This window comes from Serratia sp. T13T92 (genome assembly GCF_047530105.1).
GTDB classification, from domain to species: Bacteria; Pseudomonadota; Gammaproteobacteria; order Enterobacterales; family Enterobacteriaceae; genus Chania; species Chania fonticola.
Window position 1 is genome coordinate 195,802 of record NZ_JBLJAK010000005.1, and the last position, 21,924, is coordinate 217,725.

Consider the following 21,924-nt stretch of genomic DNA (forward strand, 5'->3'; position numbering starts at 1 on the left):
TCGCAGATTAAAAAATCAGTAACATGATTATTTGATTTTATTTAATCATTACAGAAGGGAGGAAAGGCGGCCGAGAATCGGCCACCTGGGAGTCATAAGGGGCGCAGCATCCTGCGCTCGTCTGGATAATCAGTAGTTGAGCATAAACGAGCGGTAGGCTTTCAGCACCGCCAGGAAATCTTCGATGCCGCAGAAAGAGAGGCTCTCTTCATCGTAGTAGTTCATCCCCTCTTCCATTTCGTCACCTTCGAACTCCAACTGGTTGGCGCGGATCATCACCTCTTCACCGTCCATCAGCAACGTGTATTCGTGGCCTTCCAACTGCCACTGACGCTCACTACCCTTGACCCCTGCCGCACCGGCTTCAATACGGTCCAGCAGGTTAAAATCACCGTTGAGCTCTTCGTTAATCCAATGGCCGATGGCCTCATACCCCATCGAAAATCTGACCACCACCTGACCGGTTACGTCACGCAGAAATTCGTAATCCATAGCATGCCCTCCTGAGCCGTGTATAAGACTGAGTTTAACCCTAAATTCGCGGCTAACTCAGTGAGCGCTCGCAAAGTTGTTCAATAATTCGTGGCGCAATATAACGGCCCGCCCTCCGCTTGGGAAGCGGGAAGGCTCTTGGTGCCTGCTATGGACGGGTAATTGTTGTTATCATGGCTCTCATTTGCCCTTACCCAAGCCTGAGCCGATGATCGACAGCGAAATCACCCTGAAAAAATTGGAAATCTTTCTGGCGTTTATGGAGAAGGAAAACATCGGCCGAGCCGCAGAACAGCTTGGCTTGAGCAGCGTTAGCGTGCATCGTGCGTTACATACCCTGGAAGAGGGCTTTCGCTGCCCGCTGTTTATTCATAAAGGGCGCAACCTGCTGCCCCTGCCCGCAGCACTTACGCTGGCAGAATACGCACGCGATATCGTGGATCTCACCTACAAAGGTATCGAAGAAACTAGGTTGAAGGCGGGGTTTGGCCAGCAACGCATGCGTATCGGCACGCTCTACTCACTGACGCTGGAAACTATTCCACGGTTGATCATGGGGCTGAAGGTACGCCGCCCGGCCATGGAGATTAGCCTGACGATGGGATCGAATGAGGATCTGCTGGCCCAGTTGGAAAACCAATTGCTGGACGCCATCCTGATTTCGGTTTCGGACAGTCAAATCGATCCGCTGCGCTTTGAGATCCTGCCGCTGTTTGAAGATGATATCTATCTTGCCGCACCGGCAGCCTCGGCGCTAAACAGCGATGGCACGGCAGACCTGCAAGACTTTCGCAGCCAGAAGTTTGTCTCCCTGACCGAAGGCTTCGCCACCTACCATGGCTTTAGCGAAGCGTTTCAGATTGCCGGTTTTGAACCGGAAATCGTCACCCGGGTGAATGATATTTTCTCAATGCTCAGCCTGGTGCAGGCCGGGGTGGGCTACACGCTGGTGCCAGGGCGAATGAAGAAGATGTATGAACACACCTTGAAATTACTGCCGCTGTGCGAACAATACCAGATGCGCCAAACCATCGCGCTGGTGTTCAACCGTAACCAGCAGCAGGATCCGAACCTGCTGGCGTTAACGGCGGAAGGCCGCATGTACGCACGCGGTGAAGGGCCGGTTTAATCGCGCCGATATTTGGCCACAATGCCGCAGACCGCGTTCAGCCCCAGTTGGCAGCGGGATAGCGCTTCCCCTTGCTCCATCACTTTTTTGGTCAAGCTGGTTAATACCGCGCCCGGCGGCATTTCGATCGCCAGACGGACTTCCCGTTCGTAGGCCGCCACCATTGCCTCATGCCAGCGCACAGTGCGGGCCATGTTGAAGGCCAGATCGTCGGCAATCCGCTCCGGCTGCCATAGCACACGCCCTGTACTGCCACTGAGATACGCAATCTGCGGCCGGTTGATGTTTACCTGCTTCATGGCCTGCGCCAGCTTTTCTGCCGGTTGTGCCAACAGGGCACAGTGGGAAGGGACGCTCACTGCCAAACGCTGGGTTTTAGCTGCACCTGCGGTTTTTGCCAGTGCCATGACCTGCTCCATCGCGGCTTCGCTCCCTGCGATGACCAATTGGTCTTCGGCATTGATATTGGCCAGATAGACCGGTAGCTCAGCGCTGTTGACCTCTGCTATCAGCCTTTCCACCTGGCGCAACGGCAAGCCGATAATCGCCGCCAGGCCATATCCCGCCGGATACGCCTCCTCCATTAGCTGACCACGTAACGCCACTAGCCGGACGGCGTCGGGAAATGCCAAAGCCCCGGCGATCACTGCGGCCGGAAAAGCGCCGATGGATAGCCCACTGACAAAGTCGGCCGCGATCCCATGCTGCTGCAATTCCCGCGCGTAGGCCACACCGGCTATCAGCAGGCACAGCTGCACCGCTCGGGTTTTCTGTAAGGCTTCGGCGCTGTCCAACGTCAGTACGTCCTGGTCAAGAACAGCGCAGGCCTCGCTTAACAACTGTCGGGTAGTTTCATTGGCCGGCAGTTGGTGCAGCATTTGAGGCACCTGCGGTCCCTGGCCGGGAAAGGTAAATAAAATCTTCATCAGATCTCCTGAGAGCTGGCCCATGGATCGGTCGTCAACAACGGCCCCTCAGCGGTTTTCAGCATCGCTCGTCCATCCCGCAGCCATTCGCTCAGGGCAAAGCCGCCGAGCGGTGTTTCTATTTGGGCATCGGCGCGACAAGGCAGCGCCTGTAACCACTGTGCCAGCCGCTGCAACTCCTCGGGGCTGGCAGGCTGCGGGCAGCGAACCAACAGATCCAGATCGCTGTCGGCATGCATCACCGGGATTTCGGTCGCCAGCGCATAACCACAGCTGCCGGTCACGCCCCAGCCCCACGGCCAAGGCCGCTGAGCCAGCATTATGAGCGCCTGCACCGGAGGCTGGGAAACAAAGCTCGAGTGCAGCAACGCCAACGGCTCACTCACCAAAGACTCCGGCGTCACTACGCGCCGGATAGCCTCTGCACTAACCCAGGCTGCGGCGCGCTGGCTGCGTTTCATACCCCGGATCCCCACCGGGATCCGCCCGTTGCCCTGAACATCGCGCCGCACCACCAACGGTAATGAGGTGCGCCACTGCTGGCTAACCCACTCCGGCAACGCCTGGTCGGCGCTGAGGGCAGAACGGTCACTAATCCAAATCAGGTCATGCGGGCGAATCATCAGTTGCTCCAGTTACATCCCTGAGGTCAGGGTGATAAACAGCGGTAAGGTAATGATACACAACACGGAACTGATCAGTAACGTGGCTTCGGCATCCGGCGACTGTACGCCAAAACGGTTACCAAAGACGATACCGAAGAAGCCGGCGGAAAGGGCAATCATCAAAATAGCGGTGATGGCCACGCTACCGTGCAGGCCCAATGCCAGCACCAGCCCCCAGGCAATAAACGGTTGGATCAGCAGTTTGGTTACGCTCGAAAGCAGCACAGGGCCGTTGATCTGCAACTTACGGGCAGACAGGATCACGCCGGTCAGGAACAGCGCTGTCGCCGTAGCCGACAGGCCAAGCGGTTTGATCGCGGCCAGCACCATTTCAGGCATATGCACGCCTACCGCCGACAGCACCACCCCAAGCAGCGGCCCCCAGACGATCGGTTTTTTCACCGAGCGCCACATCAGCACCGGCAACATGCCCAGGCTGGAACCTTGAACCGCACCGGCTGCGCGGGCTTTTTCACGCTCGAGGATCAGCAGGCAGAACGGCGTCATCAGTACCGAACCACAGGCGATTGCCACCGCCACGGACAGCGAGGTTCCCGGCGTTTCCCCCAGTACGCTACCGAGGATCGGCAGGCCAAGCGCGGCATAGTTGGGCAACGCCACGGTGAGCGTCAGCACCGCGGCATCCTGCGGAGACTTATGGAAGATCCCGGTGCAGGTAAAATAGATCGCCGCATAGGTGATCCACATCGCCAGCACCAACACCACGATCAGCGGCGACTGCTCAACGATCCCCGCCCAAGGCGTTTGTACGGTGGCACCGAACAGGGCCGCCGGTAGTGCAAAATCCATCACGAAGATGTTGAGTAATGAAACGTTCTGGTTATCGACCATTTTTGCCTTACCGGCAAAAAAGCCCAGCAGCATAATGACAAAAATCGGTGCCAAGGCATGAATAATTACGTATGTCATAAATCACCTGTTAAAAAGAAAAAATCAGTCAGATCAGGTGCGATGGTATTAGTTATGTTGTTATATGCAGGTGAAGCTATATGCCGGGATGGAACGCATCAAAGGCGCTCTCCCGGCGGTCGTATTAGATTCCTGAATCTCTGACGTAAAAATGGCTAACGTGGCATTACCACTCTGCGCGCATACGTTCACGCACCAGCGAAGAACTATGGCGGTTGTCTGCCCCCAGGCGGTTAGTTAAACCAACGCCTTCACTGCGAGTTTTAGCAATCGCCTGGACCACCGAGTGGCGCACCAGATTAAGCTCCTGCTCACTGGCCTGCAGCGGGTCACGGATATCCAGTAACTGTTCCAGTAGGCCGAGCGAGCTGTAATGCTCGATGTCATAGGCCATCGGTGGAATGGTTGCTGCCAGCTTCTCCAACGCCTCTACGGAACGTAACGTGATGCGCGCTGCAGACTCTTTGCCCATCGCATGGATCATCACGCCTGCATCGTTGAAGGCAATCAAGCGGTTGGCCTGATAGCCGTGCGCCAGAAACGCGCCTGACATGGCTTTACCAACGATCAAACCAATCACCGGATGGCCTGCCAGCCGAGCCTTGGCATAAGCCCCGGCCGCACCGGCCAACGCCTGATGAATACCAAAGGCCTCTTCCCTACGCCCGTAAGCCTGGCTCGGCACATCGATCACCGCCACGATGGCTCGCTTTTGTGCTTTATCAACATCAGCCGCGACCGCTTCACTGACTACCTGGGCTAATGTCCAACCTTCCAGTAAACCCACTTCACCGCGTGCGGCGCGTGGGTAATGGTTATTTGCATCCGGCACCACGGCGATAAAACGCACCGGTTGCCCCTCTAGTTCAGCGTCCGCGACCCGGATCGAGGCGCACTGCCCCTGGCGCTGATCGGCCCCCTCCGTCAGCAAAGAGAACCAATATTCTCCACGGCTTGATGATGACGTACTCATACCCGATCCTCCGCAGCAAACAGTTGAGCAATGACCGCCGAGTCCGCCTGTTGGCGGGTATCGAACTGCGACAGTTTCAGCAAGTAGTAGTGATAATTGTCGGAGCGATGCTGAGCAGGTACGCCGCGTTGCAGACAACCTGTCATCGCCGCCTTGACCGCATGCAGCGCATCCGGGACTTCTTCATCGACAAAGCCACTGCGATAGCGCACATCGCCACCGGTCATGCTCCAAATGAAAGGCCGATCGCGGGAATCGTATTCTTCGATACCGGCTTCCTGTTCAATTACCTGTGGGCCGTTCAAGCCTAGGCGCGCTTCACGGGTGACGATCAGGTAGCTGCATAATGCAGCTGCGATCGACATCCCGCCAAAGCAACCCACGGTTCCAGCAATAATACCCACCACCGGGGTGTAACGGCGTAGATCGACAATCGCCGCATGAATATCCGCGATCGCTGCCAGCCCCAGGTTGGCTTCCTGCAAACGCACGCCACCGGTTTCCAGCAGTAAGACTGCCTGAGTCGCAATGCCGTTGCGGTTATCTTCTGCTGCCAGCTCCAGGGCCGCGGCCATCTTGGCACCGGAAACCTCCCCCATGCTACCGCCCTGAAATGCCCCTTCTACCGCCACCACCACCGCCGGTTTACCGTCAATGGTGCCTCTGGCGACCACCATACCGTCATCGGCCTGGGTGACGATGCCCTGCGGCTCCAACCAGGGTGAAGTAATACGCTCAAATGGCCCCAATAGTTCACGGAAACTGCCGCTATCCAGCAGATTGCGGGCGCGCTCCCGGGCGCTGAGTTCAATGAAGCTGAGATCATCACGCATGGGCGGCCTCCTCAAATACCTGTTCAATACGCAGCCGAGCCACCCCCGGCGTAGCGCCAAAGTCGTTAATCTCTAGCCGTCCGGCGGGTAAGTCGCGCAAAGAGGCCAGGCGTTCAAACAGATGCTGCCAACGCTGACGACTACCGTCTACGGAGGTTTTGATCGCCACCGTCAGTGTGCCGTCAGCCGCAGGCTCAAACAGAGCCTCCATGTCACCGGAGCCCACGACGCCGGTGAGTGCCTTACCCGGCAGCGTAATGCTGGCCGGATAACTCAAATCGATATGTTCCATAACATCCTCTGGATTGATTATTCAGCGGGCCGTAGCCCGATCGAGGAACAGAGCCGCAGCCAGTAAATCGGCCGCGCCGCCGGGTGAAGCGTTGCTCGCCAATAGCCGTTGTTCCAGTTTGGCCAACGCCGCCTGTCCTGCCGAATGTTGATATCCTCCGGCATGCAGTACCTCGGCTGCCCCCTGCTGCATCGCATTCAGCGCCGTTAACCCACCACGCGACAGCACGCAGGTATCGCTCAGGGTGGTCATGATGGCCATCAGCGCATCAATCTGCGCGGCTGACTCACTGGCCCCCTGGCTCCTGCTATGCCACAGCTGCGGCAACGCCCGTTGCATGACGTGCGGAAAACCTTGCTGGGCCTCCTCCCGCGCGCCGGGTACCTGGTAACGTTGAGTGGCTCGCAAGCCTTTGCTGAATACCTTCGGGCTGGCGTGATCCGGCAACTGCGCCAACTGGGCGGCTAATGCGCAACTGCTGGATGGTGTTGCGTTCCCCCCCTGCATGGCTACCGCCGTCACCAGCAGGCCCATCGCCCAGATCGCCCCGCGATGTGTATTAACACCGGCAGTGGCTGCCATCATCCGCTGTTCACCTTCCCGGCCAATCCGGCCAACTTCCTGGCGTAACGCACTATCTGCCGGACGCTGCCAACCAGCAATCGCCAGCCGATGGAAGACCGGCGTCAAGCTGTGGGCCGAACGCTCCATCAACGCCAACGTCAGATCCTGATGCGCACCGGAACCCCGGGCATCCACCAGCCCCGGTTTCGGGCTGAGACGCGCCTCATCCACTAGCGCTTGTGTGGCAAACTCCGCCAACCGTGCGGCAGCTAAATCTGCATCAGAAGCAATTAAACAGGAGGAAAGTTTCATTACCAGCTCCGGAATTTAGCTGGCGGGTCATACAAGCCGCCGGACCACTCGACCAGATCCGCTACGCTGCCCGCGGCCAGCAAAGAACGCGAAGCATCGGTACGGCGAATATCGAGATCTTCCGGGAACACCACTTTGCCTTCGCGGCGCAGTTCGGCCACGCGTTTGGCGTCCACACCCAGCCCGATATCGGTGATACCGGCCACCGCAGCCACCATAGCGCGGCGCTCTTCCAACGAGCGTGCACGATACAGATAAGCGATGCCCTCTTCGGTCAGCACGTGGGTCACGTCATCGCCGTAAATCATCACTGGCGCCAACGGCATACCAGATTCTTGCGCCACATCGACGGCATCAAGTTTTTCTACGAAGGTCGGTTTGGCTCCTGCCTGGAAGGTTTCCACCATCTGCACCACCAGCTTGCGGCCACGAGCCAACGGATCCGGCTCTTCGATCATATCCAACCAGGCAGGCGTAGCGTGGCGACGACCGTGTGGATCGTGCCCCATGTTCGGTGCGCCGCCAAAACCGGAGAGGCGGCCACGGGTCACGGTAGAAGAGTGAGCCATACCGTCGATCTGTAAGGTGGAGCCGATAAACATATCTACGGCGTACTGACCGGCCATCTGGCAAAACGCGCGGTTGGAACGCATGGAGCCGTCACTACCGGTAAAGAAAATATCCGGGCGAGCGGCAATGTAATTCTCCATCCCCAGCTCACCGCCAAAGCAGTGCACGGTCTCAACCCAACCGCTTTCGATCGCCGGGATTAGGGTTGGATGTGGGTTCAGAGTCCAGTGTTTACAGATTTTACCTTTCAGGCCCAGCTGCTCACCGTAGGTAGGTAACAGCAGCTCGATGGCGGCGGTGTTAAAACCGATACCGTGGTTCAGCGATTGCACCTGATGTTTGGCGTAGATGCCTTTGATCGCCATCATCCCCATCAACACATGCACGGGTTTGATCAGACGCGGATCGCGGGTAAACAGCGGTTCAATAAAGAACGGCTTGTCTGCCACCACCACAAAATCGATCCAGGAACCGGGGATATCAACTCTTGGCAGGTCCGTTTCATCATCAACCAGTTCGTTGACCTGAGCGATGACGATGCCGTCTTTAAACGCGGTAGCCTCCACCAGTGCCGGGGTATCTTCGGTGCTTGGCCCGGTGTACAGATTGCCATGACGATCGGCCTTGAATCCGGCCACTAGCGCCACGTTCGGCACCAGATCCACATACAGGCGGGAATAGAGTTCGATATAGGTATGGATGGCACCAATTTCGAGCTGCCCATCTTCCAGCAGTTGGGAGATACGCAGGCTTTGGGTACCAGAGAAGGCAAAATCGAGCTTGCGGGCGATGCCCTTTTCAAAAATATCCAGATGCTCGGCGCGGCCAACGCTTGGCATGATCATATGCAGATCGTGGACCTTGGCGGGGTTGACCTCGGCGAGCATACGGGAGAGAAAATCGGCCTGTTTCTGGTTATTACCTTCCAGCACCACCCGATCGCCAGAAACCAGCAGTTTTTCCAGCACGCTGGTCAGATCGGCGGTGGGGATCACTTTGCCCTGCGACTGCCCTTGCACACTCGCGATACGGCGTTTTTTTTCCTGCCGCCGGGTATCCCAAACGCGCGTGGGGCTTTGATGAAGCGACATACCTCAACCTCCTGGGTTTACTTGGTTCTGTTCAGTACGGTTAGAGTAAGAGTCTAGGAGAGCGCCATCAATCAAGCAGGGGGATGGTTTGTTAGCCTGAGAGTAATGATTTCATCAAATCAAGACTAATCAACCAGTTAACATCAATAAAAGCCGAGGGCGATCACAAAAAAACGGGGAACCCAAAGGCTCCCCGTGATGATACTGACTCAGTACCGAATTACACCGCGGTTTGGAAGATCACACCGTCGGCTTTTTCCATGTACTGGGTCAACTGGTCGAAGTTCAGGTAGCGATAGGTATCCGCCGCCGTCTTGTCGACCTGTGCCATATAGGTCTGATACTCATCAGGCGTTGGCAAACGGCCCAGCAGTGATGCCACTGCAGCCAGCTCTGCGGAAGCCAGATAAACGTTGGCACCAGTACCCAGACGGTTCGGGAAGTTACGGGTCGAGGTGGAAACCACGGTCGCACCGTCCGCTACGCGTGCCTGGTTACCCATACACAGTGAACAGCCAGGGATCTCGATACGCGCCCCGCTCTTGCCAAAGACGCTGTAGTAGCCTTCTTCAGTCAGTTGCGCTGCGTCCATCTTGGTTGGCGGAGCCACCCACAGGCGAGTTGGCAGTTGGCCTTTATGCTGATCCAACAGTTTACCAGCCGCACGGAAGTGGCCGATGTTGGTCATGCAGGAACCGATAAACACTTCGTCGATCTTGCTGTTGGCCACGTCGGACAGCAGGCGCGCGTCGTCCGGATCGTTCGGCGCACACAGGATTGGCTGCTTGATATCGGCCAGATCGATTTCGATCACTGCGGCATATTCAGCATCCGCATCGCCTTCCAGCAACTGCGGATCCGCCAGCCATTTTTCCATCCCCTGAATACGGCGCTCCAGAGTACGGCGATCGCCATAACCTTCGGAGATCATCCACTTCAGCAGCACGATGTTAGAGCTCAGATATTCGGCGATCGGTGCCTTATCCAGCTTGATGGTACAACCGGCAGCGGAACGTTCTGCCGAGGCATCGGTCAGCTCAAACGCCTGCTCAACCTTCAGTTCCGGCAGACCTTCGATCTCCAGAATGCGGCCAGAGAAGATGTTCTTCTTGCCCTTCTTCTCTACGGTCAACAGGCCCTGCTGGATCGCGTAGTAAGGGATAGCATGCACCAGATCACGCAAGGTGATACCAGGCTGCATTTTGCCTTTGAAGCGCACCAGCACCGACTCAGGCATATCCAGCGGCATCACACCGGTCGCGGCAGCAAAGGCCACCAGACCAGAACCGGCCGGGAAGGAAATGCCGATCGGGAAGCGGGTGTGGGAGTCGCCACCGGTACCGACGGTATCCGGCAGTAGCATGCGGTTCAGCCAGGAGTGGATCACGCCATCACCCGGGCGCAGCGAAACGCCGCCACGGTTCATGATGAAGTCTGGCAGCGTATGGTGAGTCGTGACGTCTACCGGTTTCGGGTACGCGGCAGTGTGACAGAACGACTGCATCACCAGATCGGCAGAGAAGCCCAGGCAAGCCAGATCTTTCAGCTCGTCACGGGTCATCGGGCCGGTGGTATCCTGTGAACCAACCGAGGTCATCTTAGGTTCGCAGTATTCGCCAGGGCGAACACCAGCAACGCCACAGGCGCGGCCAACCATTTTCTGCGCCAGCGAGAAGCCCTTGCTGCTAGCCGCTACCGGCTTGGCAATGCGGAACACCTCGCTGTGCGGCAGGCCCAGCGCTTCACGCGCCTTGGTGGTCAAGCCACGGCCGATAATCAGTGGGATACGGCCACCGGCACGCACTTCATCCAGCAGCACATCAGTTTTCAGCTCGAAGCTGGCAACCAGTTCACCGCTTTCATGGTTACGCACTTCGCCCTTATACGGGAAGATGTCGATCACGTCGCCCATGTTCAGGTTGGAGACGTCCACTTCGATCGGCAACGCACCGGCATCTTCCATAGTGTTAAAGAAGATTGGCGCAATCTTGCCACCCAGCACCACACCGCCGCCACGCTTGTTCGGCACGTAGGGGATGTCATCACCCATAAACCACAGCACCGAGTTGGTGGCTGATTTACGAGAAGAACCGGTACCGACCACGTCACCGACGTAGGCCAGCGGGAAACCTTTCTTGTTCAGCTCTTCAATCTGCTTGATCGGGCCAACGCTACCCGGCTGATCCGGGAAAATACCTTCACGTTCGCTCTTGAGCATTGCCAACGCATGCAATGGAATATCTGGACGTGACCAGGCATCCGGAGCGGGTGACAGATCGTCGGTGTTGGTTTCGCCAGTCACTTTGAACACGGTCACGGTGATCTTTTCCGCCAACGGTGAGCGAGACAGATACCATTCGGCATCGGCCCAGGACTGCATGATCTGCTTGGCGTGTGGGTTACCGGCTTTGGCTTTCTCTTCTACGTCGTAGAAGTTATCAAACATCAGCAGCGTATGGGAAAGCGCCTTGGCAGCAATCGGTGCCAGCTTTTCGTTATCCAACGCATCGATCAGCGGATGAATGTTGTAACCGCCCTGCATGGTGCCTAGCAGTTCAATGGCTTTTTCGGGGGTAACCAGGGGGGAAGTGGCTTCGCCTTTGGCAACGGCTGCCAGAAAACCTGCTTTGACATAGGCGGCTTCGTCGACGCCCGGTGGTACACGGTTAATCAGCAGGTCTAACAGAAATTCTTCTTCGCCTTTTGGCGGATTTTTTAATGATTCAACCAGCGCTGCCATTTGTGTCGCATCTAATGGCTTAGGGACGATGCCCTCTGCAGCACGCTCGGCCACGTGCTTACGGTATTCTTCTAGCACGACTTTCTCCTCGCTCTCATTGTCATTTATTGTGCCTGGCGTTTTATATTCAACCGTTTTTATACCCTATGGATTTCGAGTTGTAGCTAGGCGACCAGCTCGTTCATCCCCAGGAGCTTACTACAGTAAGTGACTGGGGTGAGCGAGTGCAGTCAACAACGCTACGGCTCGAAAGACGACGGGTAGAGCGTACGGTGATACTTGTCGGGCACTGCTGTCGATATCCTGGACTGTAAGTAAGGTACAGTGCCCGGTTCCGCCCAGCCAGCATATCAGGATTTGAATCGGTTGTTAATTCGTTCACATAAAAGCAACATTAAATCTTTGCTGAATCGTTGACCGCAGCGTAATCGGCTGCAAAGGAGGCGGGACGGGCTCGGGTTCGTTACGGCACAACAGCAATCTCAGCCCAATGAGCACAACATAACGTCCATACTTTTACAATGGTTATCTATAGGGTTGGGAGAAATTGGCGGGCGTTGGGCACAAAAAAACCGCCATAAAGACGGTTCTTTTGTATCCGCGCGGTGTTAGCAGGCACCGAACGAATTTTTTACATCGTTAAAGAACGATACAAGCACTACCAAGTTCCAGCATTGTGCGTAAATATGGTTAAAAAATCAACCGATTTGATGCAAAAAAACGCTGTTTTATGTACTCTGATTTTGGGTCTGTTCTGCCGGTTTAGCAGCCGGTCATCGGGCTTGAGAACAGTGCTGCAACTACTGCGATACAAGCATTACCAAGTGCTTGTTCCACCGGGGCTTTCCCGGTGAAGTCGCGGTGGTCGTGGTTCCACAGGGAACGCGCAATGAAAGGGAGATCACTCATTATCCTGCTCATTGTACTGGGATCGGTGTTTGGAGTCAGTAAAGGTGGCTGGTCAGTTTCCGGCAACCAACTGATCTTCAACGTCGTATTCCAGAGCAAGTAAGCTACTGGCCGCTCTTTGAGCGGCCTTTTATCCAGGCGGCGCAGCATGCAGCGCCCCTACGTTTTAAGTCCGGAGCGGGAATGTCTACAACTCGCCAAATAAAAACGGCCCCTTTACAGGAGCCGCTTATCAACCTTATCTACCGCAGAAATTACTTCTTCTTGGCTTTCGGGTTTGGCAGATCGGTGATGCTGCCTTCGTAGATCTCTGCTGCCAAGCCTACGGATTCGTGCAGGGTTGGGTGAGCGTGGATAGTCAACGCGATATCTTCTGCGTCACAACCCATCTCGATTGCCAGACCGATTTCACCCAACAGCTCGCCGCCGTTGGTACCGACAATCGCGCCACCGATGATACGGTGCGTTTCTTTGTCGAAGATCAGTTTGGTCATACCGTCTGCACAGTCAGAAGCGATAGCACGGCCTGAAGCTGCCCACGGGAAGGTGGAAGTTTCGTAGCTGATGCCTTTCTCTTTGGCTTCTTTCTCGGTCATCCCTACCCATGCCACTTCTGGCTCGGTGTAAGCGATCGATGGGATCACTTTCGGGTCGAAGTAGTGCTTCATACCGGCGATAACTTCAGCAGCTACGTGGCCTTCATGCACGCCTTTGTGCGCCAGCATCGGTTGACCGACGATGTCACCAATCGCGAAGATGTGCGGCACGTTGGTACGCAGCTGTTTGTCGACGTGGATAAAGCCACGTTCGTCAACCTCTACACCGGCTTGGCCAGCGTCCAGCAGTTTACCGTTCGGCACACGGCCGATCGCTACCAGCACCGCGTCGTAGCGCTGTGGTTCTGCAGGGGCTTTTTTACCTTCCATCGTGACGTAGATGCCGTCTTCTTTGGCTTCTACCGCGGTCACTTTGGTTTCCAGCATCAGGTTGAACTGCTTGCTGATACGCTTGGTAAAGACTTTCACCACGTCTTTATCTGCAGCCGGGATCACCTGGTCGAACATTTCAACCACGTCGATCTGTGAACCCAGTGCATGGTATACGGTGCCCATTTCCAGGCCGATGATACCGCCGCCCATAACCAGCATGCGCTCTGGAACGGTTTTCAGCGCCAGTGCATCGGTGGAATCCCACACGCGTGGGTCTTCATGAGGAATAAATGGCAGTTGGATCGGACGGGAGCCTGCGGCGATGATGGCATTGTCGAAGTTGATGGTAGTAGCACCATTCTCACCTTCAACCACTAGCGTGTTGGCGCCGGTGAATTTACCCAGGCCGTTGACCACTTTCACTTTGCGGCCTTTAGCCATGCCAGCCAGACCACCGGTCAGCTGATTGATGACTTTCTCTTTCCAGACGCGCACTTTGTCGATGTCGGTTTTCGGCTCGCCGAAAACGATGCCGTGCTCGGCCAGCGCTTTGGCTTCTTCGATCACTTTGGCAACGTGCAACAGTGCTTTGGAAGGAATACAGCCCACGTTCAGGCAAACACCGCCCAGAGTGGAGTAACGCTCAACCAGAATGGTTTCCAGACCTAAGTCAGCGCAACGAAAAGCAGCAGAGTAGCCTGCAGGGCCCGCCCCAAGTACCACGACCTGAGTTTTAATTTCAGTACTCATCATGACCTCTTAATTAGTTGTCCGGCGGGTCAGACGTCATTTTATCCCCTTCGTCTTTCAAGCTGCAGCGTTGTTGGTTTCATTCGTTCACCCCAGTCACTTACTCAAGTAGGCTCCTGGGGACTCACGAACTTACCGCCTAACTGCAGCTTGAAATCCATTGGGCATATTATTAATCAATCTCATAACGCCCTTCATCCACCGGGACGCATACACCGCGAGCAGTTTACAGAATTGTTAATAATCTGCAAAGCGTGTTCGAGTGACCCGTGTCCCAACAATTCTGTCGAGTCATGCAAAACCCGACAAAACTGCTACTGAATTACTAAGGGCGCAGCATGCTGCGCCCTTTTTTCATTACATCACCAGACGGCGAATGTCGGCCAGCATGTTGTTGATGATGGTGATAAAGCGCGCACCATCAGCACCGTCAATCACTCGGTGGTCGAAGGAGAGCGACATTGGCATCATCAGACGCGGAGTGAACTCTTTACCGTTCCAAACCGGCTCCATCGCAGACTTGGAGACACCCAGGATAGCCACTTCCGGCGCGTTAACAATCGGCGCGAAGTGAGTAGTCCCGATACCGCCCAGGCTGGAGATGGTGAAGCAACCGCCCTGCATTTCGCCTGCGGTCAACTTACCGTCACGCGCTTTTTTGGAGATCGCCATCAGTTCACGGGACAGCTCAGTGATGCTCTTCTTGTTCACATCCTTGAATACCGGAACCACCAGGCCATTTGGCGTATCTACCGCCACGCCGATGTTGATGTATTTCTTCAGCGTCAGCTTCTGGCCATCTTCGGACAGTGAGCTGTTGAAGCGTGGCATCTGCTCCAGGGCAGCGGCAACGGCTTTCATGATGAACACCACCGGGGTGAACTTCACGTCCAGCTTACGCTTGGCAGCTTCGTCGTTCTGCTGCTTACGGAACGCTTCCAGATCGGTGATATCGGTCTTGTCGAAGTGAGTCACGTGCGGGATCATCACCCAGTTGCGGCTCAGGTTGGCACCAGAGATTTTCTGGATGCGGCCCAGTTCAACTTCTTCGATCTCACCAAACTTGCTGAAGTCCACTTTCGGCCACGGCAGCATGCCTGGCAGGCCACCACCGGTAGCGGCAGGAGCGGCTTCGGCGCGTTTGACCGCGTCTTTCACGTAAGCCTGAACGTCTTCGCGCAGGATACGGCCTTTACGACCAGTGCCCTTCACTTTCGCCAGGTTAACACCGAACTCACGCGCCAAGCGGCGGATGACTGGGGTAGCGTGAACGTAGGCGTCGTTTTCAGCGAACTCGCCTTTACCAGCGGCAGGTGCAGCCGCTTTGGCTTCCTGCTTGGCCGGAGCCGGAGCAGCTTCTGCTTTCTGGGCCGGAGCAGCGGCAGGTGCTGGTGCAGCGCCTTCAACCTCGAACACCATGATCAGAGAACCGGTTTTCACTTTGTCGCCGGTAGCGATTTTAATTTCTTTCACGGTGCCCGCGAACGGAGCCGGAACTTCCATAGAAGCCTTGTCACCTTCAACGGTGATCAGTGACTGCTCAGCGGCAACTTTATCGCCCACTTTCACCATCACTTCGGTCACTTCTACTTCGTCGCCGCCAATGTCTGGCACTTCGACGTTTTTCGCCGCGCTTGCCGCAGGGGCAGCAGCCGGAGCCGCCTGGGTAGCCGCAGCAGCAGAAGCTGCGCCAGCCACTTCGAAGACCATAATCAGGGAACCGGTTTTCACTTTGTCACCGGTGTTGATTTTGATCTCTTTCACGGTACCGGCGAATGGCGCAGGCACTTCCATAGAGGCCTTGTCGCCTTCTACGGTGATCAGAGACTGCTCGGCAGTCACGGTATCGCCAACTTTCACCAGGATCTCGGTGACTTCAACTTCATCAGCCCCGATGTCTGGCACTTCAACATCTTTGGCTGCGGCAGCAGCTGGAGCCGCGGCCGGTTTTTCTTCTGCCTTGGCGGCTGGTGCGGCAGCGGCCGCACCTTCTGCTTCAAAGATCATCAGCAGTTTGCCAGTCTCGGTTTTATCACCGACGGCCACTTTGATCTCTTTCACCACGCCAGCCTGCGGCGAAGGCACTTCCATGGAGGCTTTGTCGCCTTCCACGGTGATCAGCGATTGTTCAACTTCAACCTTATCGCCAACCTTCACCAGGATCTCGGTGATTTCAACTTCATCTGCACCGATGTCCGGCACTTTGATTTCGATAGACATTGTTCAGTACCTCTTATGCCAGACGCGGGTTAACTTTTTCTGGGTTGATGTCGAATTTCTTAATCGCATCAGCGACCACAGAAGCTTCAATTTCACCGCGTTTAGCCAGTTCACCCAGAGCAGCAACCACCACGTAGGAAGCATCAACTTCGAAGTGGTGACGCAGGTTTTCGCGGCTGTCTGAACGACCGAAGCCGTCAGTACCCAGTACGCGATAATCGCTGGCTGGTACGAAAGTACGAACCTGCTCTGCGAACAGCTTCATATAGTCGGTAGAAGCTACCGCTGGCGCCTCGTTCATCACCTGAGCGATGTAAGGCACACGTGGGGTTTCGGTTGGGTGCAGCATGTTCCAACGCTCACAGTCCTGACCATCACGCGCCAGTTCGGTGAAGGAAGTTACGCTGTAGGTGTCAGAACCCACGCCGTAGTCTTTCGCCAGGATCTGCGCAGCTTCACGCACATGGCGCAGGATTGAGCCGGAGCCCAACAGCTGTACTTTACCTTTGCTACCTTCCAGAGTTTCCAGCTTGTAGATACCTTTACGGATACCCTCTTCTGCGCCCTTCGGCATGGCTGGCATGTGGTAGTTTTCGTTCAGCGTAGTCAGGTAGTAGTAGACGTTTTCTTGCGCGTCACCGTACATACGTACCAGACCATCATGCATGATCACTGCCACTTCATACGCGTAAGCCGGATCGTAAGAGATGCAGTTAGGGATGGTCAGAGACTGAATGTGGCTGTGGCCATCTTCGTGCTGCAGACCTTCGCCGTTCAGGGTAGTACGCCCTGAAGTCCCGCCGATCAGGAAGCCACGCGCCTGTTGGTCACCTGCTGCCCAGCACAGGTCGCCGATACGTTGGAAACCGAACATGGAGTAGTAGATATAGAACGGGATCATCGGCAGATCGTTGGTGCTGTAGGAAGTCGCTGCGGCCAGCCATGAAGAGGCAGCACCCAGTTCGTTGATACCTTCCTGCAGGATCTGGCCTTTCTCGTCTTCTTTGTAGTATGCAACCTGCTCACGGTCCTGCGGGGTGTACTGCTGGCCGTTCGGGCTGTAGATACCGATCTGACGGAACAGACCTTCCATACCGAAGGTACGCGCTTCATCGGCGATGATTGGCACCAGGCGATCTTTGATCGACTTGTTCTTCAACATCACGTTCAGGGCACGCACAAAGGCGATGGTGGTAGAAATTTCTTTGTTCTGCTCTTCCAGCAAGGAGCTGAAATCTTCCAGAGCTGGCATTTCCAGCTTCTCGGTGAATTTCGGCATGCGGGTTGGCACGTAGCCTTCCAGCGCCTGACGACGCTCGTGCAGATACTTGTACTCTTCGGAGTCTTTCTCGAAGGTGATGTATGGCAGTTTTTCGATATCGGCATCGGCCACTGGCACGTTGAAACGATCGCGGAAGTGGTGAACCCCTTCCATGTTCATTTTCTTCACCTGGTGAGCGATGTTTTTACCTTCCGCAGTTTCACCCATGCCGTAACCTTTGATGGTATGGGCCAGGATCACGGTTGGTTTGCCTTGGGTATCCTGCGCTTTTTTCAGTGCAGCAAAGACTTTCTTCGGATCGTGACCACCACGGTTCAGCGCCCAGATTTCGTCGTCGGTCATATCTTTGACCAGCGCAGCGGTTTCCGGGAAGCGGCCGAAGAAGTGCTCACGCACATAAGCGCCGTCTTTGGATTTGAAGGTCTGGTAGTCGCCGTCCAGGGTTTCGTTCATCAGTTGGATCAGCTTACCGCTGGTGTCTTTACGCAGCAGTTCATCCCAACGACCGCCCCAGATCACTTTCAGCACCTGCCAGCCAGCACCTGCGAAGATGCCTTCCAGCTCGTTGATGATCTTGCCGTTACCGGTGACCGGGCCGTCCAGACGCTGCAGGTTGCAGTTGATGACGAATACCAGGTTGTCCAGTTTCTCACGGGTTGCGATGGTGATCGCCCCTTTGGATTCTGGTTCGTCCATCTCGCCGTCGCCCAGGAAGGCATAAACGGTCTGGCCAGAGGTGTCTTTCAGACCACGGTGTTCCAGATACTTGAGGAACTTGGCCTGATAGATGGCGCTGATTGGGCCCAGACCCATGGAGACGGTCGGGAACTGCCAGAATTCAGGCATCAGTTTTGGATGCGGGTAAGAGGACAGGCCTTTACCGTGCACTTCCTGACGGAAGTTGTTCATTTGATCTTCGGTCAGGCGGCCTTCAAGGAAGGCACGTGCATAAACGCCCGGAGAGATGTGGCCCTGGAAGTAAACCAGATCGCCGCCGTCTTTTTCGTTGCGAGCACGGAAGAAGTGGTTAAAGCAGACTTCATAGAAGGTCGCGGAAGATTGGAAGGAAGCCATGTGGCCGCCCAGATCCAGATCTTTCTTGGAAGCACGCAACACGGTCATCACGGCGTTCCAACGGATAGCAGAACGAATACGACGCTCCAGATCCAGGTTGCCCGGGTATGCCGGTTCGTCTTCTACCGCGATGGTGTTGACGTAGTTGTTAGCCGCAGCACCAGCTGCAACGCTAACACCGCCCTTGCGGGCTTCTCCCAGCACCTGATCAATCAGGAACTGAGCGCGTTCAACACCCTCTTCACGGATGACCGATTCGATCGCCTGCAGCCAGTCGCGGGTTTCGATCGGATCCACGTCATTGTTTAAACGTTCTGACATGGTGGTATTCCTTATCTGTCTAATGGTTTGTTTGGAGCCTGTCTTCCTGCGCTCTATCGTAAAACGCACGAAGACAGGCTCATCAGTTTGGTTGCCGCTTAAGTACTTAACTAAGCACTCCGAGCTTTATCTCTACAAGCTGGTGTGCCTTGAAGAGAACCACTCTTAATCCTTGCGTTGCTGGAGACGCCGCAGCGATCGATCACGCCGGGTGTGTTCCCTGCTGAGATCCAGCAAAATTTCCTCGATAAACGCCAAATGGCGGTGCGAGGCTTCACGGGCCTTTTCAGGTTCGCGTGCCACAATCGCCTCAAAGATCCCGGCGCGATGGCTACTCACTGTTGCCAACATCTCACGGCGCGAGTAGAGCAATTCAAAGTTCTGACGAACGTTCTGTTCCAGCATCGGGCCCATACAGCGCAGCAGATGGAGTAACACAACGTTGTGGGCAGCCTCGGTCACGGCAATTTGGTATTGCATGACCGCGTCGGCTTCGGCGTCTAGATCGCCGCTGTCCTGAGCTTGCTGGATCACATGATGGCAGTCGCGGATGCGCGCCAGATCTTCGTCAGTCCCACGCAACGCCGCATAATAGGCAGCGATACCTTCGAGGGCATGACGGGTTTCGAGCAGATCGAATTGTGATTCAGGATGATCGGCCAGCAGCTCAGCCAGCGGATCGCTGAAGCTCTGCCACAGATTAGTTTGTACAAAGGTGCCGCCTCCCTGGCGACGCAGGAGCAGCCCTTTAGCTTCCAGACGCTGAATTGCCTCTCTCAGAGAAGGACGGGAAACATCAAACTGTTTCGCCAGCTCGCGCTCTGGAGGCAGCTTTTCGCCTGGACGTAGCGTACCCTCGAGGATCAGGTATTCGAGCTGCTGCTCGATAACATCTGACAACTTGGGTTGGCGGATTTTGCTGTAGGCCATGGGTGATTTCTTCTCTGCGAAGTGCCCGGAGTCAATTGGTAATACCAATTTCAAAAACGTGACGGTAAAGTAACAAAGTATTCACCTCCTGTCCATATGGGCCTTGATCGAAATCATGAATGCCGCACATTTTAACACTTCAATCCATAAGCCTTTGCAAACCGGCAACTCAGCGTTGGTAATACCATTTACGAGGTAGCCGCCGAATTTAACTTTTGTGAAACCTCTGGTTAGAAGAATGCCCGGGTTATATGGCAACGAGATTAAGGGTTATTTTCGCTTTACTACCGCTTTCCGAGCCCTGTCCTGTTAACAAAAAAACAACAACAATGGCGATTATTTTTGCCAATTCTGTGAGTTATTGCTTATTTTGTGCACGCAATCCCCCCGCTCGTCACACAACCCGCATTTTGTTGCCTAAACTGCTGCAATCTTCATCATTCGAACAACAAAGCAGGTGCAAACTTTCGCACATACCATTATTCTCTGCCAAACGGTAGCGACGCCGCGGAATTTATAGCTATAACGTCGTAAACAAAAAACAACACACATCGTAATCATTACTTTACGGTAATGAGCATTATGTCAGCACAGAGGGTTTCATTGATGGATGGTCAACAGCATGGCGACCAGCTGAAGCGCGGCCTGAAAAACCGCCATATCCAGCTGATCGCCTTAGGTGGCGCAATAGGTACCGGCCTGTTCCTCGGTATCGCTCAAACAATAAAAATGGCCGGTCCGTCGGTCATCCTTGGTTATGCAATTGGCGGTTTTATTGCCTTCCTGATCATGCGTCAACTGGGTGAAATGGTGGTAGAGGAGCCAGTGGCCGGTTCTTTCAGCCACTTCGCCTATAAATACTGGGGGAACTTCGCCGGTTTCGCGTCCGGCTGGAACTATTGGGTGCTGTACGTGCTGGTTGCCATGGCGGAACTGACCGCGGTGGGCATTTACGTACAGTACTGGTGGCCGGAGATCCCCACCTGGATCTCCGCTGCCGTGTTCTTCCTGGCCATCAACGCCATCAACCTGTCGAGTGTGAAGGTCTATGGTGAAATGGAGTTCTGGTTCGCCATCATCAAAGTCGTCGCCATCATTGGCATGATCGTCTTTGGTGCCTACCTGCTGTTCAGCGGCCTCGGTGGCCCGGAAGCCAGCGTCACCAACCTGTGGGCCCAGGGCGGGTTCTTCCCGAACGGCACCATGGGGTTGCTCATGGCGATGGCGGTGATCATGTTCTCCTTCGGTGGATTGGAGCTGGTGGGCATTACCGCCGCCGAAGCCGATAACCCGGAAAAAAGCATCCCGAAAGCCACCAACCAGGTGATCTACCGCATCCTGCTGTTCTATATCGGTTCGCTGACTATTCTGCTGTCACTCTATCCGTGGGGCAAAGTGGTCGAAGGCGGCAGCCCGTTCGTGCTGATCTTCCATGCGCTGAACAGCAATATGGTCGCAACGGTGCTCAATATCGTGGTGCTGACGGCTGCGCTGTCGGTCTACAACAGCTGCGTCTATTGCAACAGCCGCATGCTGTACGGCTTGGCCAAACAGGGCAATGGCCCGAAAGCCCTGCTGAAAGTGGATAGCCGCGGTGTGCCGGTAGTTGCCATCGGTTTCTCTGCGTTGGCAACCGCACTGTGCGTGCTGATTAACTACCTGATCCCAGGCCGCGCCTTTGAGCTGCTGATGGCGCTGGTGGTGTCTGCCCTGGTGATCAACTGGGCGATGATCAGCCTGGCACACCTGAAATTCCGCAAGGCGAAAAACCATGAGGGCGTCGAGCCGAAGTTCAAAGCCTTCTGGTATCCGTTCAGCAACTATCTGTGCCTGGCCTTTTTGGCTGCCATTCTGGTGATCATGTATCTGACGCCGGGGATCCAGATTTCCGTACTGCTGATCCCGGTATGGCTCGCCATTCTCGGCATCGGTTACTTCATCAAGCAGCGTGGCCAACGTGCTGTAAGCGCGACCAATACCCACTGATATCGT

At 55.5% G+C, this 21,924-nt stretch carries 17 protein-coding genes; 2 read left to right on the forward strand and 15 right to left on the reverse strand.

The features are described from left to right. Positions 1-129 precede the first annotated feature (129 nt). Positions 130-492 carry a protein YacL gene (gene yacL / locus ACMV5I_RS08230; protein ID WP_414824101.1) on the reverse strand — a complete coding sequence of 121 codons (363 nt, stop codon included), beginning with the start codon at positions 490-492 and terminating at the stop codon, positions 130-132. 208 nt (positions 493-700) lie between these two features. Between yacL and ACMV5I_RS08235 the strand changes: the two genes are divergently transcribed. After that, positions 701-1,621 carry a LysR family transcriptional regulator gene (locus tag ACMV5I_RS08235; RefSeq protein ID WP_024484333.1) on the forward strand — a complete coding sequence of 307 codons (921 nt, stop codon included), beginning with the start codon at positions 701-703 and terminating at the stop codon, positions 1,619-1,621. Here ACMV5I_RS08235 and mdcH read toward each other — a convergent pair. From mdcH to pdhR, 14 genes are all read right to left on the reverse strand, one after another. After that, positions 1,618-2,547 (reverse strand): malonate decarboxylase subunit epsilon, encoded by a 930-nt coding sequence (gene mdcH, locus ACMV5I_RS08240; RefSeq protein ID WP_414824102.1) that lies wholly within the window; start codon positions 2,545-2,547, stop codon positions 1,618-1,620. The genes ACMV5I_RS08235 and mdcH overlap by 4 nt on opposite strands. Further along, positions 2,547-3,170 carry a malonate decarboxylase holo-ACP synthase gene (locus tag ACMV5I_RS08245; RefSeq protein ID WP_202727612.1) on the reverse strand — a complete coding sequence of 208 codons (624 nt, stop codon included), beginning with the start codon at positions 3,168-3,170 and terminating at the stop codon, positions 2,547-2,549. Before ACMV5I_RS08245 ends, mdcH begins: the two co-directional genes overlap by 1 nt. Positions 3,171-3,182: 12 nt before the next feature. Beyond that, the gene (locus tag ACMV5I_RS08250) at positions 3,183-4,142 is read right to left on the reverse strand and encodes an AEC family transporter (RefSeq protein WP_024484330.1); all 960 of its coding nucleotides are present in this window, start codon (positions 4,140-4,142) and stop codon (positions 3,183-3,185) included. Positions 4,143-4,308: 166 nt separating this feature from the next. Further along, positions 4,309-5,115 (reverse strand): biotin-independent malonate decarboxylase subunit gamma, encoded by an 807-nt coding sequence (gene mdcE, locus ACMV5I_RS08255; RefSeq protein ID WP_024484329.1) that lies wholly within the window; start codon positions 5,113-5,115, stop codon positions 4,309-4,311. Further along, positions 5,112-5,948, reverse strand: a complete 837-nt coding sequence (locus tag ACMV5I_RS08260; RefSeq protein ID WP_414824103.1) for a biotin-independent malonate decarboxylase subunit beta — start codon at positions 5,946-5,948, stop codon at positions 5,112-5,114. Before ACMV5I_RS08260 ends, mdcE begins: the two co-directional genes overlap by 4 nt. Then, positions 5,941-6,240: a malonate decarboxylase subunit delta gene (locus ACMV5I_RS08265; protein ID WP_021806268.1), complete on the reverse strand. Its 300-nt coding sequence runs from the start codon at positions 6,238-6,240 to the stop codon at positions 5,941-5,943. The genes ACMV5I_RS08260 and ACMV5I_RS08265 overlap by 8 nt, the downstream gene beginning before the upstream one ends. A 21-nt stretch (positions 6,241-6,261) precedes the next feature. Further along, positions 6,262-7,116: a triphosphoribosyl-dephospho-CoA synthase gene (locus ACMV5I_RS08270; RefSeq protein WP_414824104.1), complete on the reverse strand. Its 855-nt coding sequence runs from the start codon at positions 7,114-7,116 to the stop codon at positions 6,262-6,264. After that, positions 7,116-8,777, reverse strand: a complete 1,662-nt coding sequence (gene mdcA, locus ACMV5I_RS08275; RefSeq protein WP_261169831.1) for a malonate decarboxylase subunit alpha — start codon at positions 8,775-8,777, stop codon at positions 7,116-7,118. The genes ACMV5I_RS08270 and mdcA overlap by 1 nt, the downstream gene beginning before the upstream one ends. A 220-nt stretch (positions 8,778-8,997) precedes the next feature. Continuing rightward, positions 8,998-11,595, reverse strand: a complete 2,598-nt coding sequence (acnB, locus tag ACMV5I_RS08280; protein ID WP_414824105.1) for a bifunctional aconitate hydratase 2/2-methylisocitrate dehydratase — start codon at positions 11,593-11,595, stop codon at positions 8,998-9,000. 684 nt (positions 11,596-12,279) lie between these two features. Then, entirely contained in the window at positions 12,280-12,426 is a 147-nt protein-coding gene (locus tag ACMV5I_RS08285; protein ID WP_158645260.1) for a hypothetical protein, read from the reverse strand. 254 nt (positions 12,427-12,680) lie between these two features. Then, on the reverse strand, positions 12,681-14,105 hold the full coding sequence (lpdA, locus tag ACMV5I_RS08290; protein WP_024484019.1) for a dihydrolipoyl dehydrogenase: 1,425 nt from the start codon (positions 14,103-14,105) through the stop codon (positions 12,681-12,683). Between the two features lie 357 nt (positions 14,106-14,462). Beyond that, positions 14,463-16,325, reverse strand: a complete 1,863-nt coding sequence (aceF, locus tag ACMV5I_RS08295) for a pyruvate dehydrogenase complex dihydrolipoyllysine-residue acetyltransferase (protein WP_414824107.1) — start codon at positions 16,323-16,325, stop codon at positions 14,463-14,465. A 13-nt stretch (positions 16,326-16,338) separates the two neighbouring features. Further along, positions 16,339-19,002: a pyruvate dehydrogenase (acetyl-transferring), homodimeric type gene (gene aceE / locus ACMV5I_RS08300; RefSeq protein ID WP_414824108.1), complete on the reverse strand. Its 2,664-nt coding sequence runs from the start codon at positions 19,000-19,002 to the stop codon at positions 16,339-16,341. Positions 19,003-19,167: 165 nt separating this feature from the next. After that, positions 19,168-19,932 (reverse strand): pyruvate dehydrogenase complex transcriptional repressor PdhR, encoded by a 765-nt coding sequence (pdhR, locus tag ACMV5I_RS08305; protein WP_021179689.1) that lies wholly within the window; start codon positions 19,930-19,932, stop codon positions 19,168-19,170. 606 nt (positions 19,933-20,538) lie between these two features. Between pdhR and ACMV5I_RS08310 the strand changes: the two genes are divergently transcribed. Next, complete coding sequence (locus tag ACMV5I_RS08310; RefSeq protein WP_065684543.1) at positions 20,539-21,918, forward strand: amino acid permease; 1,380 nt, start codon at positions 20,539-20,541, stop codon at positions 21,916-21,918. Positions 21,919-21,924 lie beyond the last annotated feature (6 nt).